At 53.9% G+C, this 15,014-nt stretch carries 17 protein-coding genes; 11 read left to right on the top strand and 6 right to left on the bottom strand.

Annotation, left to right across the window (positions count from 1 at the left end; translation table 11 throughout):
- Window positions 1-10: 10 nt before the first annotated feature.
- The 10 genes from cysN to rpoS all read left to right on the top strand — a co-directional run bounded on the left by cysN (window position 11) and on the right by rpoS (window position 8,411).
- The gene (cysN, locus tag BLU64_RS06975; RefSeq protein ID WP_074728226.1) at window positions 11-1,438 is read left to right on the top strand and encodes a sulfate adenylyltransferase subunit CysN; all 1,428 of its coding nucleotides are present in this window, start codon (window positions 11-13) and stop codon (window positions 1,436-1,438) included.
- A gap of 1 nt (window position 1,439) precedes the next feature.
- Window positions 1,440-2,063, top strand: coding sequence for an adenylyl-sulfate kinase (gene cysC, locus BLU64_RS06970; RefSeq protein WP_026741820.1), 624 nt, complete (start codon window positions 1,440-1,442; stop codon window positions 2,061-2,063).
- A 50-nt stretch (window positions 2,064-2,113) separates the two neighbouring features.
- Complete coding sequence (locus BLU64_RS06965) at window positions 2,114-2,455, top strand: DUF3561 family protein (RefSeq protein WP_026741821.1); 342 nt, start codon at window positions 2,114-2,116, stop codon at window positions 2,453-2,455.
- A gap of 182 nt (window positions 2,456-2,637) precedes the next feature.
- Complete coding sequence (gene ftsB, locus BLU64_RS06960; protein ID WP_026741822.1) at window positions 2,638-2,976, top strand: cell division protein FtsB; 339 nt, start codon at window positions 2,638-2,640, stop codon at window positions 2,974-2,976.
- A gap of 2 nt (window positions 2,977-2,978) precedes the next feature.
- Window positions 2,979-3,698 carry a 2-C-methyl-D-erythritol 4-phosphate cytidylyltransferase gene (gene ispD / locus BLU64_RS06955; RefSeq protein WP_026741823.1) on the top strand — a complete coding sequence of 240 codons (720 nt, stop codon included), beginning with the start codon at window positions 2,979-2,981 and terminating at the stop codon, window positions 3,696-3,698.
- Window positions 3,699-3,715: 17 nt separating this feature from the next.
- Window positions 3,716-4,213: a 2-C-methyl-D-erythritol 2,4-cyclodiphosphate synthase gene (ispF, locus tag BLU64_RS06950; RefSeq protein ID WP_026741824.1), complete on the top strand. Its 498-nt coding sequence runs from the start codon at window positions 3,716-3,718 to the stop codon at window positions 4,211-4,213.
- Window positions 4,213-5,262 (top strand): tRNA pseudouridine(13) synthase TruD, encoded by a 1,050-nt coding sequence (gene truD / locus BLU64_RS06945; protein WP_074728356.1) that lies wholly within the window; start codon window positions 4,213-4,215, stop codon window positions 5,260-5,262. The genes ispF and truD overlap by 1 nt, the downstream gene beginning before the upstream one ends.
- A gap of 108 nt (window positions 5,263-5,370) precedes the next feature.
- Window positions 5,371-5,997 (top strand): protein-L-isoaspartate(D-aspartate) O-methyltransferase, encoded by a 627-nt coding sequence (locus BLU64_RS06940; protein WP_026741826.1) that lies wholly within the window; start codon window positions 5,371-5,373, stop codon window positions 5,995-5,997.
- 255 nt (window positions 5,998-6,252) lie between these two features.
- Window positions 6,253-7,365 (top strand): murein hydrolase activator NlpD, encoded by a 1,113-nt coding sequence (gene nlpD / locus BLU64_RS06935; protein WP_074728224.1) that lies wholly within the window; start codon window positions 6,253-6,255, stop codon window positions 7,363-7,365.
- Between the two features lie 53 nt (window positions 7,366-7,418).
- Window positions 7,419-8,411: an RNA polymerase sigma factor RpoS gene (rpoS, locus tag BLU64_RS06930; RefSeq protein ID WP_026739256.1), complete on the top strand. Its 993-nt coding sequence runs from the start codon at window positions 7,419-7,421 to the stop codon at window positions 8,409-8,411.
- Window positions 8,412-8,487: 76 nt separating this feature from the next.
- On the opposite strand, the gene proS is transcribed toward rpoS, so the two are convergent.
- The 6 genes from proS to metN all read right to left on the bottom strand — a co-directional run bounded on the left by proS (window position 8,488) and on the right by metN (window position 14,104).
- On the bottom strand, window positions 8,488-10,206 hold the full coding sequence (gene proS / locus BLU64_RS06925) for a proline--tRNA ligase (protein ID WP_074728222.1): 1,719 nt from the start codon (window positions 10,204-10,206) through the stop codon (window positions 8,488-8,490).
- A 115-nt stretch (window positions 10,207-10,321) separates the two neighbouring features.
- On the bottom strand, window positions 10,322-11,029 hold the full coding sequence (gene tsaA, locus BLU64_RS06920) for a tRNA (N6-threonylcarbamoyladenosine(37)-N6)-methyltransferase TrmO (protein WP_026741829.1): 708 nt from the start codon (window positions 11,027-11,029) through the stop codon (window positions 10,322-10,324).
- Window positions 11,026-11,436 carry an Rcs stress response system protein RcsF gene (gene rcsF / locus BLU64_RS06915; RefSeq protein ID WP_026741830.1) on the bottom strand — a complete coding sequence of 137 codons (411 nt, stop codon included), beginning with the start codon at window positions 11,434-11,436 and terminating at the stop codon, window positions 11,026-11,028. The genes tsaA and rcsF overlap by 4 nt, the downstream gene beginning before the upstream one ends.
- Before the next feature lie 110 nt (window positions 11,437-11,546).
- On the bottom strand, window positions 11,547-12,362 hold the full coding sequence (locus BLU64_RS06910; protein WP_026741831.1) for a MetQ/NlpA family lipoprotein: 816 nt from the start codon (window positions 12,360-12,362) through the stop codon (window positions 11,547-11,549).
- A 64-nt stretch (window positions 12,363-12,426) separates the two neighbouring features.
- A complete protein-coding gene (locus tag BLU64_RS06905) occupies window positions 12,427-13,080 on the bottom strand; it encodes a methionine ABC transporter permease MetI (RefSeq protein WP_026741832.1) in 654 nt (217 codons plus the stop codon).
- Window positions 13,073-14,104, bottom strand: a complete 1,032-nt coding sequence (gene metN, locus BLU64_RS06900; RefSeq protein ID WP_026741833.1) for a methionine ABC transporter ATP-binding protein MetN — start codon at window positions 14,102-14,104, stop codon at window positions 13,073-13,075. The genes BLU64_RS06905 and metN overlap by 8 nt, the downstream gene beginning before the upstream one ends.
- A gap of 182 nt (window positions 14,105-14,286) precedes the next feature.
- On the opposite strand from metN, the gene gmhB reads away from it, so the two are divergent.
- Window positions 14,287-14,859, top strand: coding sequence for a D-glycero-beta-D-manno-heptose 1,7-bisphosphate 7-phosphatase (gmhB, locus tag BLU64_RS06895; protein WP_074728220.1), 573 nt, complete (start codon window positions 14,287-14,289; stop codon window positions 14,857-14,859).
- Window positions 14,860-15,014 lie beyond the last annotated feature (155 nt).

Genomic DNA, 15,014 nt, shown 5'->3' with positions numbered 1-15,014 from the left:
GAGTGGCAGCATGAATCACGATATAGCAAAACAGATCGCCGAGCAGGGCGGCGTCGAGGCCTATCTGCTTGCACAACAAGATAAAAGCCTGCTGCGTTTCCTGACCTGCGGCAGCGTCGACGACGGTAAGAGCACCCTGATCGGCCGCCTGTTGCACGATACCCGTCAAATCTACGAAGATCAGCTTTCCACGCTGCACAATGACAGCAAACGACTGGGAACACAGGGCGAAAAGCTGGATTTGGCGCTGCTGGTCGACGGCTTGCAGGCTGAGCGCGAGCAGGGGATCACCATCGACGTCGCTTACCGCTATTTCTCTACCGAAAAGCGTAAATTCATCATTGCAGACACCCCAGGGCATGAGCAATACACGCGTAACATGGCGACAGGCGCATCCACCTGTGAACTGGCGATTCTGCTGATCGATGCCCGAAAAGGCGTGTTGGATCAAACGCGCCGTCACAGCTTCATCGCCACCCTACTGGGCATCCGTCATCTGGTCGTGGCGGTCAACAAAATGGATCTGGTCGACTATCAGCAGTCGGTCTTCGAACAGTTTAAGCAGGACTATTTGGACTTTGCGCAGCAGTTGCCTGCGGATCTCAACGTCACCTTCGTACCGCTCTCCGCGTTGGAAGGGGATAACGTGGCGACGCCCAGCACTCAGATGAACTGGTATACCGGCCCTACGTTGCTGGAGGTGCTGGAAACGGTTGATGTTGCGCCGCACAGCCTGTCCCAGCCGCTGCGCTTCCCGGTGCAGTATGTCAACCGACCCAACCTGGACTTCCGCGGCTATGCGGGGACGGTGGCGTCTGGCGTGGTCCACGTCGGCCAGCGCGTCAAGGTGCTGCCTTCCGGCGTGGAGTCGGCCATCGCCCGCATCGTGACCTTTGACGGCGATCTGCCGCAGGCGCAGGTTGGCGAAGCGGTGACGCTGGTGCTGGAAAAGGAGATTGATATCAGCCGCGGCGATCTGATCGTCGATCATGCGGAAACGCTGGAGGCGGTGCGGAGCGCGCAGGTGGACGTGGTGTGGATGGCAGAACAGCCGCTGATCGCGGGGCAAAGCTACGATATCAAAATCGCAGGCAAAAAAACGCGTGCGCGAGTGGAAAACATCCAGTATCAGGTCGAAATCAATACGCTGACCCAGCGGGTGACCGAATCGTTACCGTTGAACGGCATCGGGCTGGTGGAGCTGACCTTCGACGAACCGCTGGTACTGGATCGCTATCCGCAAAACCACGTCACCGGCGGCATGATCTTTATCGACCGCCTGAGCAATGTCACGGTGGGCGCGGGTATGGTACGTGAAGGCATCGAGCAGACCTACGAAGAGCCTGGTGCCTACAGTGCGTTTGAGCTGGAGCTGAACGCCCTGGTGCGTCGCCACTTTCCGCATTGGGGTGCGCGCGATTTACTGGGGGGGAAATAAGGTGTCCGACTCGCAATCCCTGCCGCCTGCCAATGAAAACGTGGTTTGGCATTCTCACGCGGTGACGCGTGCGGATCGTGAGCGTCGCCACGGCCACCGTGGCGCGGTCATCTGGTTTACCGGGCTGTCCGGCTCGGGAAAATCGACGCTGGCTGGGGCGCTGGAGCAGGCGCTGTACGCCGCTGGCGTCAGCACCTATTTGCTGGACGGCGACAACGTTCGGCATGCCCTGTGTCGCGACCTGGGATTCACGGATGACGACCGGCGCGAAAATATTCGCCGCGTCGGGGAGGTAGCCAAGCTGATGGTGGACGCCGGCTTGGTTGTTCTCACCGCGTTCATCTCGCCGCATCGCGCAGAACGGCAGATGGTGCGCGACTTGCTGGAAGAGCGTCAATTTATCGAAGTGTTCGTGGACACGCCGTTGGCGGTGTGCGAAGCGCGCGATCCTAAAGGTCTCTATAAGAAAGCGCGCGCTGGCGAGCTGCGCAATTTTACGGGAATCGACTCGATCTATGAAGCGCCCGAGCATCCGGAAGCGCATCTAAATGGGGAACAATTAGTAACAGATTTGATCGCGCAACTGTTAGCGATGCTGCGCCGTCTGGCTATCATAGACGCTTAATATTCTTGTCAAGCGTTGCAAAAACGCGTTGTGCCGGGAACATGAGCCGAATGGGTAAAACTCTCCAGCGTGTTACGCTACTGCCGCATCGCCAGATCCATCCTCCTTCACAGGACACGCCGGTGTCTTACCCCAGCCTGGGGGCGATAGCCGGCTTCTGTTTTTACTGGTTGGCGTTTGCTCTCACTTTCTTGTTGTATGGTCTTGATGCCACGCGGCTGCTAATGCTTTACACCTGGCCGCTATTTCTGGCGTTGCTGCTTCTCTGCGTCATGGTAGGCATGCTGTTCGGCCTGCTGTGGCAGCGGCGGGTGCTGCCCATGCTCCTGTGCTGCGGCGGTTCCGTTCTGTTCAGCTTCTGGCTGGTATTCTCGGTAATTTCAGGCTGGTAGGCTATTATTCATAGCCGGACGGCCTCAGCGCCGGACTTCCGGCACCGGGGCCTTTCTTCTCTCTGATGCGTTGAGTCCGGTGTTACGAAGTGCCTATGCCGAATTGTCATCAGCAATTGCATCCGCACAGTGGAGTCCTGATAAAAGTTATGGGATGATTAGGCGGCTTTTCAGGGGGCGGGATGGGAAAACTTACGCTGTTATTATTGGTTATTCTAGGCTGGCTGCAATATTCGCTCTGGCTGGGAAAAAACGGTATTCACGACTTGGTGCAGGTGAAGGACGGCGTTGCCGTTCAGCAAGCCAGCAATGCCAAGTTGAAATCCCGTAATGAACTGCTGTTTGCCGAAATCGACGATCTCAATGGCGGACAGGAAGCTATTGAAGAGCGCGCGCGTAATGAACTGAGTATGATCAAACCCGGCGAATCTTTCTATCGCCTGGTGCCAAACCAGTCGGACCATCAGACCAACTCGACCTCTACGTCCCCTCAATCTTCCTCTTATCCGACCCTACGCTAGGTATGTTGACTCTGAAGGATGACCCGTCCGGAGTGATTGCCGTATTGCCTGCCGCCGGAAACGGCAGCAGAATGCAGGTCGATCGCCCGAAACAATATTTGAACATCGGTAACAAAACGATTCTGGAACACACGTTAGACGCACTGTTTAAGCATCCGCGTATCCGTAAGGCCATTATCGCTATCAGCCCTGATGATCACTACTTTCAAACGCTGCCGCTGGCGTCCGATCCTCGCATTCAGGTCGTGCAGGGCGGACGTCAAAGGGCCGACTCTGTGCTGGCCGGTCTCCAACAGGTTCGTGGCGTGGAATGGGTGCTGGTGCATGATGCGGCCCGACCATGCTTACATCCAGACGATTTGGCTCGTTTGCTGGAACTGACTTCGCAAAGCGACGTTGGAGGCATTCTGGCTGCGCCGGTGCGTGATACCATGAAGCGCAGCAACGCGCAGGGCGCTATCGAACAGACGGTCCAGCGCAACGCGCTCTGGCATGCCCTGACGCCTCAGCTGTTCCCCTTGAAACTGCTGAAAAACAGCCTGGAACGCGCGCTGTCCGAAGGGGCGGAGATTACCGATGAAGCGTCGGCATTGGAGTTTTGCGGTTACCATCCCCAGATTATCAGCGGACGAGCGGATAATATTAAAGTCACCCGCCCGGAAGATTTGGCGCTGGCGGAGTTTTATCTGACTCGTAACCTTGATAATCAAACTATTGTATAAATAAAGGAGCGTGTGCGATGCGTATCGGTCACGGTTTTGATGTCCATAAATTCGGTGGCGAAGGCCCGCTTGTGCTCGGTGGAGTAAGAGTTCCCTACACGCAAGGTTTGCTCGCGCATTCCGATGGCGACGTAGTGCTGCATGCCGTCACCGACGCGCTGTTGGGCGCCGCCGCACTGGGTGATATCGGCAAATTGTTTCCGGATACCGACCCGGCCTTCAAGGGCGCGGATAGTCGCGAACTCTTGCGGGAAGCCTGGCGCCGCATTTCCGAGAAGGGATACAGACTGGGCAACGTAGACGTGACCATTATCGCTCAGGCGCCGAAAATGGCGCCGCACATCCCGCAAATGAAAGTGAATCTGGCTGAAGATCTTCAGTGCCACATGGACGACGTTAACGTTAAAGCGACCACGACCGAGCAATTGGGATTTACCGGCCGCGGCGAGGGGATCGCCTGTGAGGCCGTGGCTTTGTTGGTGAAAAGCGATGCGTCGGGAGTAGTGGCATGGTAATGGAAACCTCCAATGAGCTCTACTGGATGCACGGTAAGCCTGTCGCAAGCGGCGTACTGAAAGCATCGGCAGCAGACTTTGAGGTGATAGAAGATCTCGGATTCCAGCCTGATGGCGACGGCGAACACATTTTGGTCCGGGTGCGTAAACGCGGCTGCAATACGTCTTTTGTCGCCGAAGCGCTGGCGAAGTTCGCCCGTCTGCCGGCCCGCGCAGTCAGCTATGCGGGGCTGAAAGACCGTCATGCCGTCACTGAACAATGGTTCGGTCTGCATATGCCGGGAAAAGCCGATCCAGACTGGCGGACTTTCGAGCTGGAAGGATGCGAAATTCTGGAAACCGCTCGTCACCGCCGTAAACTGCGCATCGGCGCCCTGAAGGGAAATGCGTTCACGCTGGTGCTTCGTCACATCAGCGACCGAGCGGAAATCGAGAAGCGATTACAACACATCTCTGAACAGGGCGTGCCCAACTATTTCGGTAGCCAGCGTTTCGGCCGTAACGGCAATAATCTTGAGCAGGCTCGGCGCTGGGCGAACAATGAGATTCGCGTTAAAGAACGCAGTAAACGCAGTTTTTATCTGTCGGCTAGCCGCAGTGAACTGTTTAACCGCGTCGCCAGCGCCCGTCTGACGCAAAAGCTGGAAAAAACTGTGTTGAACGGGGATGCGCTGCAATTGACCGGTCGCGGCAGTTGGTTCGTCGCGCAGCCAGACGAGCTTGAGACGTTGCAACAGCGCCTGGATGCGGGAGAACTACAGGTGACGGCCCCGATGCCGGGCGATGGCGAAACGGGTACGCAGGCCGATGTGCTGGCATTTGAGTCGTCCTGTCTGGAGGAGAACCAACTGCTGCTGTCGCTGCTGCGCCGGGAGCGTCTGGAGCCGGCGCGGAGAGCCATTTTGATGACCCCACAACAGATGGAGTGGTCATGGCAGGATGATGACGTCGTCACCGTGCGTTTCTGGTTGCCGTCGGGCTGTTATGCCACCAGTGTCGTGCGTGAGCTGATGATGGTCAAAGAGCAGGAGTTCGACAGCGGGATGTAGCGGCATTTCGAGCGTGACGAAGATCATTTCGCTGCGGTAGGGGCATGCCTCTTTCCGAGCAGCATTAACAACGTTGATGGGGTTAGTCAAAGCTGGGGTTTGCGGGGAATGGTGAACAAACGCGTGCAGACATTACTGGAACAGTTGAGTCGGCAGGGAATTAAGGATGAACGCCTGTTACAGGCGATGGCCGCCGTACCGCGAGAACGCTTCGTTGATGAAGCCTTTGAACACCAAGCCTATGAAAATACGGCATTGCCTATTGGTTCGGGACAGACGATTTCTCAACCTTACATGGTCGCCAGAATGACCGAATTGCTGCGCCTGACGCCCGTATCCCGCGTTCTGGAGATTGGTACCGGCTCGGGGTATCAAACCGCCGTGCTGGCGCATCTGGTGCAGCACGTTTGTTCCGTGGAGCGGATTAAGGGGCTTCAGTGGCAGGCTAAGCGTCGTCTCAAACAGCTCGACTTGCATAACGTGTCCACGCGGCATGGCGACGGCTGGTTGGGATGGGCGTCAAAAGGGCCTTTCGACGCGATTATCGTCACGGCTGCGCCGCCGGAAATTCCCGTCGCCCTTATGGAACAGCTGGATGAAGGCGGGAGCATGGTATTACCGGTCGGTGAAGAGCAGCAAACGCTTAAGTTGGTTCAACGCAACAACGGAGAGTTCATTATTCAAACCATTGAGGGGGTTCGCTTTGTGCCGCTGGTCAAAGGCGAACTGGCCTGATTCTTTGTGATGAACGCTTGCCGCCTTAAAATTTCAATACAACTATCTTATGGTACTAATTTGTTGATATTGCTAGCATCAACAAATGGTGCTGTCTCTATGGCCCGTCGAAACCTGTTTGAATAAGAAACGAGGGGGCGCTTTGTTGAGTTTATTTGGGAATGAAAGATTCCAACTCTCAGCCGTTTAGCCAAATTTTAGAGACAGCGGGCGACAATTAACGAGTCAATTTTGGGTCATAGGGGGATTCGGCGCATGGGGAGCCAAATGATGAACTGGCGTCAGCTCGCGGTATGTACGGCAATTGCTCTAGGGGTGGCGGGTTGCGCCGGTGGTAACGATCAGCCTGCCTCTATAAGCAGCGTGGGCGATGGTGGCAATGCCTCTGGCCGTAGCGGTGCGATCGCTTCGCCGCCACGCCTCTCTTCATCGGCGAATTCACGACCTGCCGCTGCTGTCAGCACGTCGGTCACTTCCGCTCCGGTTAACCCGCAAGGCGGGAAAATCGTTTATAATCGCAGCTATGACGCGATTCCTAAAGGTAGCTATACCGGGAATACCTATACCGTAAAACGCGGCGATACGCTGTTCTACATCGCCTGGATCACGGGCAACGATTATCGCGAGCTGGCGCAGCGCAATAATATCCCGGAACCCTACAGTCTAAATGTCGGTCAGAGCCTGGCGCTGGGAAATAATATGAATACGAGCGCAGGGCAGGGCATGGCGGTCGCCAGCGTGCCTTCAGGGGCTGTCGTTAGCCCTTCCAGTTCGCGCAGCGGTCACATGCTTCCAGCCAATGCGGCGGCAGGAGGAGTTTCTCAGGCACCAGGCAGTACGCAAATACAAACTTCACAGGTTGATTCCACCTCAACTAATGCGTATTCTGCAAATTCGGGTAAACAGAATGTGGGTAAGATGTTACCTGCTACAGGGGCTGCAGTTTCCGCTCCTGCTACCGAACCAACGCCGGTACCTAGCAGCAGTAATGCCGCTATTACTGGTTGGCGTTGGCCTACAGATGGGAAAGTCATTGATAATTTCTCAGCCTCTGAGGGGGGAAATAAAGGGATTGATATCGCTGGCTCACGTGGGCAGACCGTGGTAGCTACCGCCGGAGGGCGTGTGGTGTACGCGGGCAACGCTTTGCGCGGTTACGGGAATCTGATAATCATCAAGCATAATGATGACTACCTGAGCGCCTATGCCCATAACGAAACCATGCTGGTCCGGGAACAACAAGAGGTTAAGGCGGGACAACAAATAGCTACCATGGGTAGCACCGGAACCAGTTCAGTACGCTTGCATTTTGAAATTCGTTACAAGGGGAAATCCGTAAACCCGCTGCGTTTTATTCCGCAGCGATAAATCGGGCAGAGTGCTTCGGTATTCTGCCAAGGGATCACGGGTAGGAGCCGCTTATGAGCCAAAGTACGCTGAAAGTTAACGAGTTACATGAAGATACTGATTTCGACGAGAATGGGCTTGACGTATTTGACGATAAGGCGCTGGCAGAGGAAGAAACCAGTGACAATGACTCTTTAGATGATGAGTTATTGTCACAAGTTAGCACCCAGCGTGTTTTAGATGCTACTCAACTCTATCTGGGAGAAATTGGCTATTCGCCTCTTTTAACCGCCGAAGAAGAGGTTTATTTTGCCCGGCGAGCGTTGCGTGGTGACGTATCATCACGTAAACGTATGATCGAGAGTAACCTGCGGTTGGTGGTGAAAATCGCCCGTCGCTATAACAATCGGGGGCTGGCTTTGCTGGACCTGATTGAAGAAGGAAACCTTGGTCTGATCCGAGCCGTTGAGAAGTTTGACCCGGAAAGAGGGTTTCGTTTTTCAACGTATGCAACCTGGTGGATCAGGCAAACCATAGAGCGGGCGATAATGAACCAAACCCGCACCATCCGTTTACCGATTCACATTGTCAAAGAACTCAATGTTTACCTGCGCACAGCACGCGAGTTATCCCATAAGCTAGATCATGAGCCTAGTGCGGAAGAAATTGCCGAACAGCTCGATAAACCAGTTGATGACGTAAACCGTATGTTGCGTCTGAACGAACGTATCACTTCTGTTGACACGCCGCTGGGCGGAGATTCTGAAAAGGCGTTACTGGATATTCTGGCCGATGAGAAAGACAACGGTCCTGAGGACACTACGCAGGATAACGATATGAAGCAAAATATCGTTAAGTGGTTGTTCGAACTGAATGCAAAACAGCGAGAAGTTCTGGCTCGTCGCTTCGGCCTTCTGGGTTATGAAGCGGCCACGCTGGAAGATGTTGGTCGTGAAATTGGTCTGACTCGCGAACGCGTGCGTCAGATTCAGGTTGAAGGACTGCGTCGTCTGCGTGAAATCCTGCAAATGCAGGGGCTTGATATTGAAGAGCTGTTCCGTGCATAGTCACCACTAACGGTGACGAGAATAAAAAAATGGTGGGGTAACCCACCATTTTTTATGTGCTGAAACCGGAACGCGATTAACGCACGACCTGCGAGAGCAGGAAGTCCACTACCTCATCAGTCTTAATCATCTTTTTCTCACCCTGACGACGGTTTTTGTACTCGATATCATCGTTGTCTAGGTTACGATCGCCAATGACGATAGTGTGAGGAATACCAATCAGCTCCATGTCCGCAAACATCACGCCCGGACGTTCTTTACGGTCGTCCATCAACACCTCTACGCCGTTGTCGCGCAGCTGCTGATAAATGCGTTCAGCAACTTCTTTCACGCGGAAGGACTTATGCATGTTCATCGGCAGAATAGCGACCTGGAACGGAGCGAGTACGTCTGGCCAGATAATGCCGCGATCGTCGTGGTTCTGTTCAATTGCTGCGGCAATCACGCGGGAGATACCAATACCATAGCAGCCCATCGTCAGCGTCTGGTTACGGCCATCTTCGCCCTGAACCGTCGCCTTCATGGCTTCTGAGTATTTGGTGCCGAGCTGGAAGATATGACCAACTTCGATACCGCGTTTGATCTGTAACGTGCCTTTACCGTCCGGACTTTGATCGCCTTCTACCACGTTACGCAAATCAGCAACCTGCGGCAGCGCAATGTCTCGCTCCCAGTTGATGCCGAAATAGTGCTTGCCGTCGATGTTGGCGCCTGCGCTGAAATCGCTCATTACCGCAACAGTTCTGTCTATGATGACAGGTAAGGACAGATTGACTGGACCCAGCGACCCTGGACCTGCATTCACCAACGCGCGAATTTCTTCTTCCGTGGCGAAGGTCAGCGGGCTTGCAACCAAATCCAGCTTCTCGGCCTTCACTTCGTTCAGCTCGTGATCGCCGCGAACCAGCAGGGCAACCAGCGGGTACGGACTTTCTTCCGTCGCTTTCACCAGCAGCGTCTTAACCGTTTTCTCCACCGGCACGTCGAACTGTTCGACCAGCTCGGCGATAGTTTTGGCGTCAGGCGTTTCCACCAACGTCATGTCCTGCGTCGGCGCGGCGCGTTCAACATTCGGGGCGACCGCTTCAGCCAGCTCGATATTAGCGGCGAAGTCGGATTCGGTGGAAAAGGCGATGTCATCTTCGCCGCAGGCGGCCAGTACCTGGAATTCGTGAGACGCGCTGCCGCCGATAGAGCCAGTATCCGCCTGAACGGCGCGGAAGTTCAGGTCCATGCGGCTGAAGATTTTCGTGTATGCCGCATACAACACATCGTAAGTCGCCTGCAGTGACTCTTGAGAAGTATGGAAGGAGTAGGCGTCTTTCATCAGGAACTCGCGTGCGCGCATGATACCGAAGCGCGGACGGACTTCGTCACGGAACTTGGTCTGAATCTGATAGAAGGTCAGCGGTAGCTGTTTGTAGGAGCTGATTTCATTACGCACCAGATCGGTGATGACCTCTTCATGCGTCGGGCCCAACACGAATGGACGCTCGCCGCGGTCGGCGAAGCGCAGCAGCTCGGGACCGTACTGTTCCCAACGACCGCTCTCCTGCCACAGGTCCGCAGGCTGAACGACAGGCATCGAAATTTCGATGGCGCCAGCGCTATTCATTTCTTCGCGCACGATATTTTCGACTTTTTTCAAAACGCGCAAACCCGTCGGCAACCAGGTATAGAGACCCGAGGCGAGTTTACGAATCATTCCTGCGCGCAGCATCAGCTGATGGCTGATAACCTCGGCGTCGGCGGGCGTCTCCTTTTGAGTGGAGAGCAAATATTGACTTGTACGCATGGTGTTGTAGTTCCGTAAGAACGATAAATGGCGTGGGCCGAAGGGCCTGAGCATAAATAAAAAGTGGCTTAGTTTACCAGCGAGGAACGTTCCCCAAAAGAGATGCAGACGTTTTTTAACGGGTATCCAGGCATATTACTTCTGTTTGTCCGTTGGCCACTCTCCAACGTACGTTGAATTCCAGTAATAGCGCAGCATATTCCTTCTCATCATGGTTCGTTTTACGGTAGGCTGGGCGCGGATCCTGTGCCAATACCTGGGTGATGAAGCGGCGTAACTGTGGATAACGGTCGCGCCATGCAATTAGCTGTTGTTCCGCTTGAGGAGAAAATATCACCGGCATATCTGCGTCTGGCGCGCAGGGCGCGAAGCCTGCTCGTGCCTGTGGTTGGCTTTCGGCGAAGGGAAGATAGGGCTTGATGTCGATCACGGGGGTGCCATCCACCAGATCCAGACTGCCGAGTTCCAGCACCAGCGAGTTTTTGTCGGCACGCACGCCCTTCAGCTCTACCAGCGACATCCCGACAGGATTGGGCCGAAACGTTGAACGGGTAGCGAAAACGCCCATACGGACATTGCCTCCCAGACGAGGAGGACGCACCGTAGGATGCCAGCCTGCAGACGCCGTCTGATGAAAAATGAACAGTACCCATAGGTGGCTGAAGTCGGAAAGCCCACGCACAGATTCCGGTTGGTTGTAGGGCGGCAGCAGGTGTAGTTCTCCCAGACCATCTTCAATCAGACCCGGTTGTCGAGGAACGGCAAACTTCTCTTTATAGGGGGAGCGGATAACACCGACTTGATCGAAGCAGAACTCGCTCATTGAGAGGAGACTTTCAGCGCAGTGCCTTCACAGATAGCCTGGCGATAGCAGCTATCGACATCACTCACAATCTGGCACTCGTGCAACAGGACCGCATTCGCTTTCAGGTTTGTCGCCCGGCTTTGCAATCTTTTTCGTGCTGTGGCGATGCTCGGTTGAGGATCCTGCGCCGTTGCCTGGCATGAGGAACCGGAGACTTCGCCCATATCGTGGAAAGGTTTCCCTACCAGCTCTTCGGCGCTTTTGTACAGCACGGCTGGCGTAGCCGGGGGGGTTGGTTTGCTTTTAGGCGTTGTTTCAACGGCTGACGGTGTCTCGGGCTGAGATGTGGTAGGCGTAGTCGATTTGTGTAGCAGAGAACATCCTGTCAGCGACAGCGATAACATTACAATGGGCAAGGCACGCATAGCTTTTCCTCTGGCTTTCATAAGTGCGCTTATTGAAGCAAGCTATGCGAAAAATAACAAGACGGGCCGAGGCCCGTCTTGTTATTTTATCGTTTCATGCAATGGGAAACTTACCAACCTTTGACGGCCCCACCATTAAAAGTTTTCAACGCGGCCTGATTCACTTCATCAGACTGGTAAGCATTGACAAATTTTTTCACATTTTCCGCATCTTTATTGTCTTCGCGAGCGACCAGCAGATTGACGTACGGAGAGTCTTTATCTTCTACAAACAGCCCGTCTTTGGTCGGCGTCAGATTAATCTGGCTGGCATAGGTAGTATTGATAACGGCCAGAGCAATCTGGTCGTCATCCAGCGAACGTGGCAGCTGAGGCGCTTCCAGTTCTACTAGTTTCACATGCTTCGGATTTTCGACGATGTCCAGTGAAGTTGGCAACAGCCCAACATTGTCTTTCAATTTGATCAGCCCCTGTTTTTGAAGCAGCAGCAGGGTACGGCCCAAATTGGTCGGGTCGTTAGGAATGGCGATTTGCGCGCCGTCCTGCAGTTCGCTCAGAGATTTGATCTTTTTCGAGTAGCCTGCGATGGGGTAAACGAAGGTGTTGCCGACGGAAACAAGTTTATAGCCGCGATCTTTAATTTGCTGATCCAGATACGGTTTGTGCTGGAACGCGTTCAGATCGATGTCGCCCTTGCTCAACGCTTCGTTGGGCAGAACGTAATCGTTAAAGGTGACCAGCTCAACATCAAGACCGTATTTTTCCTTGGCCACTTTCTGGGCGACTTCCGCGACCTGCTGTTCTGCACCGACAATGACGCCGACCTTAATATGGTTAGGATCTTTTTCTTCCTGTCCGCATCCTGCTAGCGCGAGAGCGCCAACCAATGCGCCTACTGCGGCGATAGATTTCAATTTAATAGCCATATTCCTTACCTCTGCTTAACAGTCTTGTTATCACGCACTTTTAAGGTGCATGGCAATGGAACAATTACTTGCGAGTGACAGCCCGAACTGCGCGATCGCCGCAAAATTGAATGATAAAAACCAACACAACCAACAGTACTAATACCGTATTCATCACTGTGGAGTTATAGCCGACATAACCATACTGATAACCGATCTGTCCCAGGCCGCCGGCGCCTACGGCACCCCCCATTGCAGAATAGCCCACCAGGGTAATCAACGTAATGGTCGCGGCATTGATCAGGCCGGGCAGCGCTTCAGGTAGCAAAATCTTTTTGATGATTTGCATCGGCGTGGCTCCCATCGCCCGTGCGGCCTCGATCAACCCACCGGGGATTTCCAACAGCGCATTTTCCACCATACGGGCGATAAACGGTGCTGCCCCTACGGTTAGCGGCACGATCGCGGCCTGAAGACCAATTGAGGTGCCGACAATAATGCGGGTAAAAGGGATCATCCACACCAGCAATATAATGAAGGGGATGGAACGAAAGATATTCACAATGGCCGAAAGCGCCCGATAAAGTTTGGGATTGGCAATAATCTGTCCCGGACGCGTTATATAAAGAAGCACGCCGACAGGCAGTCCCAGAACGAAACCGAAAAAGCCCGAAACCAGGGTCATCACAATTGTTTCCCACACGCCGCGGGCCATTAACCACATCATGGCTTCAGACATAACCGAGTACCTCTATATTTGCTTGGTTGTCCTGCAGGAATTTGATCGCTGCTGTGGTATCCGCTTCCGTGCCGGCCATTTCTGCCAGCATGATGCCGAATTTAACCCCGCCCGCGTAATCCATCTGCGCACTGATAATATTGTTGTTTACGTTGAAGCGCCGTGCGATTTCAGATAGCAGCGGCGCATCAACAGATTGACCGGTAAATTCCATGCGCAGCAGGGGAATACTGCCCTCATGAGGCGTTGGCGTCAGACGAGCGACATAGTCGTCCGGAATATCCAGATGTAATGTTGAATGAATGAACTTCTGAGCCAGTGGCGTTTTGGGGTGAGAGAACATCTGTCCGACGGTGTCTTGCTCAATCAGACGCCCTTCACTAATGACGGCGACCTGATCGCAGATGCGTTTCACGACATCCATTTCGTGGGTGATCAACAGAATGGTCAACCCCAAGCGGCGATTGATATCTTTCAGCAACTCCAAAATCGCGCGAGTCGTGGCCGGGTCCAGCGCGCTGGTGGCTTCATCGCACAACAGAACCTTGGGGTTGCTAGCCAACGCGCGGGCGATTGCCACGCGTTGTTTCTGGCCCCCAGACAGGTTGGCGGGATACGCATCGTGCTTATCCGACAACCCAACCAGCTCCAGCAATTCATCGACGCGCTGTTTGATCTTGGCGGACGGCTGATTATCCAGCTCCAGCGGCAATGCAACGTTACCGAATACGGTACGTGACGAGAGCAGATTGAAATGTTGGAAAATCATGCCGATTTGGCGGCGAGCGCGCGTCAACTGGCTATTTGATAACGCCATTAAATCCTGTTCGGCGACCAGAACGGTTCCAGATGTGGGACGCTCTAGCAGGTTGATGCAGCGGATCAACGTGCTTTTACCCGCGCCAGAAGAGCCGATGACGCCATAGATTTGGCCCGCCGGAACGTGCAGCGTAACGTCGTCGAGCGCTGTGATGGCTCGACCGTTTTGCTGGAAAATCTTTGTAATATGAGAAAGTTTTATCATGATTTCTATCAATAGGGGCCGCGGGCCGATGAATAATACTGACTTATACTGACCATTTGTTGTCGGGATGCTAAGGCGTCTAGACGTCCAAGTCAATCGAGATTGTAACTCTGCTATCATTCTCTCCAGCAGCGAAAACTGCGATACTACGGCGCAATTTTCTCTATCGGGAGCAAAGTAAAGTGGCAACCAGCGTTCCAGCAATTTTTCTCGACCGCGACGGCACGATTAATGTCGACCACGGTTATGTACACGAAATCGATCAGTTTCAGTTTATCGACGGTGTGATTGATGCACTGCGTGAGCTGAAATCAATGGGGTTTGCCTTGGTGCTGATTACCAATCAGTCGGGTATCGCACGCGGTAAATTTACAGAAGACCAGTTTATGCAACTGACGGAATGGATGGATTGGTCATTGGCCGATCGCGGGGTAGACCTGGATGGCATCTATTTCTGTCCGCATCATCCGGAAGCTTCTGAAGAAGAGTATCGCCAGACGTGCGACTGCCGGAAGCCACAGCCGGGAATGCTGAAATCTGCGCAAGAACATCTGCACATCGATATGGCTTCTTCTTATATGGTTGGCGACAAAGTTGAAGATATGCAGGCAGCCGCAGCTGCAGGGGTAGGCGCTAAAGTCCTTGTCCGCACAGGTAAACCAGTGACGGAAGAAGGGGAAAATCTGGCTGATTGCGTTATAGAGAGTCTGGCAGACCTGCCAAAAGCCATAAAAAGCATAAAAAACAAACGTTGAGACCGAAAAACAAGCGAATGGCAAAAAAGATTAAAAAAGGGGTTGTGCAACTCGGAGAGATCCCTATAATGCGCTCCCACTGACACGGCGCAGCGGACAACGCGACGCGGTGACAGTCGGAGAAAAACGAAGAAAGTCGTTGACTCTGAATGAGG

The organism is Lonsdalea quercina (assembly GCF_900107885.1).
Classification (GTDB): Bacteria; Pseudomonadota; Gammaproteobacteria; order Enterobacterales; family Enterobacteriaceae; genus Lonsdalea; species Lonsdalea quercina.
The sequence above is the reverse complement of the archived record's forward strand: the minus strand, read 5'-3'. Positions and strand labels throughout refer to the sequence as shown.

Coding starts and splice junctions, on each gene's coding strand:
- BLU64_RS06905 (WP_026741832.1), bottom strand. CDS start 13,080: ATGTCTGAAGCCATGATGTGGTTAATGGCCCGCGGCGTGTGGGAAACA.
- ispD (WP_026741823.1), top strand. CDS start 2,979: ATGTTGACTCTGAAGGATGACCCGTCCGGAGTGATTGCCGTATTGCCT.
- proS (WP_074728222.1), bottom strand. CDS start 10,206: ATGCGTACAAGTCAATATTTGCTCTCCACTCAAAAGGAGACGCCCGCC.
- tsaA (WP_026741829.1), bottom strand. CDS start 11,029: ATGAGCGAGTTCTGCTTCGATCAAGTCGGTGTTATCCGCTCCCCCTAT.
- truD (WP_074728356.1), top strand. CDS start 4,213: ATGGAAACCTCCAATGAGCTCTACTGGATGCACGGTAAGCCTGTCGCA.
- ispF (WP_026741824.1), top strand. CDS start 3,716: ATGCGTATCGGTCACGGTTTTGATGTCCATAAATTCGGTGGCGAAGGC.
- BLU64_RS06910 (WP_026741831.1), bottom strand. CDS start 12,362: ATGGCTATTAAATTGAAATCTATCGCCGCAGTAGGCGCATTGGTTGGC.
- cysN (WP_074728226.1), top strand. CDS start 11: ATGAATCACGATATAGCAAAACAGATCGCCGAGCAGGGCGGCGTCGAG.
- BLU64_RS06940 (WP_026741826.1), top strand. CDS start 5,371: ATGGTGAACAAACGCGTGCAGACATTACTGGAACAGTTGAGTCGGCAG.
- rcsF (WP_026741830.1), bottom strand. CDS start 11,436: ATGCGTGCCTTGCCCATTGTAATGTTATCGCTGTCGCTGACAGGATGT.
- rpoS (WP_026739256.1), top strand. CDS start 7,419: ATGAGCCAAAGTACGCTGAAAGTTAACGAGTTACATGAAGATACTGAT.
- nlpD (WP_074728224.1), top strand. CDS start 6,253: ATGGGGAGCCAAATGATGAACTGGCGTCAGCTCGCGGTATGTACGGCA.
- BLU64_RS06965 (WP_026741821.1), top strand. CDS start 2,114: ATGGGTAAAACTCTCCAGCGTGTTACGCTACTGCCGCATCGCCAGATC.
- ftsB (WP_026741822.1), top strand. CDS start 2,638: ATGGGAAAACTTACGCTGTTATTATTGGTTATTCTAGGCTGGCTGCAA.
- metN (WP_026741833.1), bottom strand. CDS start 14,104: ATGATAAAACTTTCTCATATTACAAAGATTTTCCAGCAAAACGGTCGA.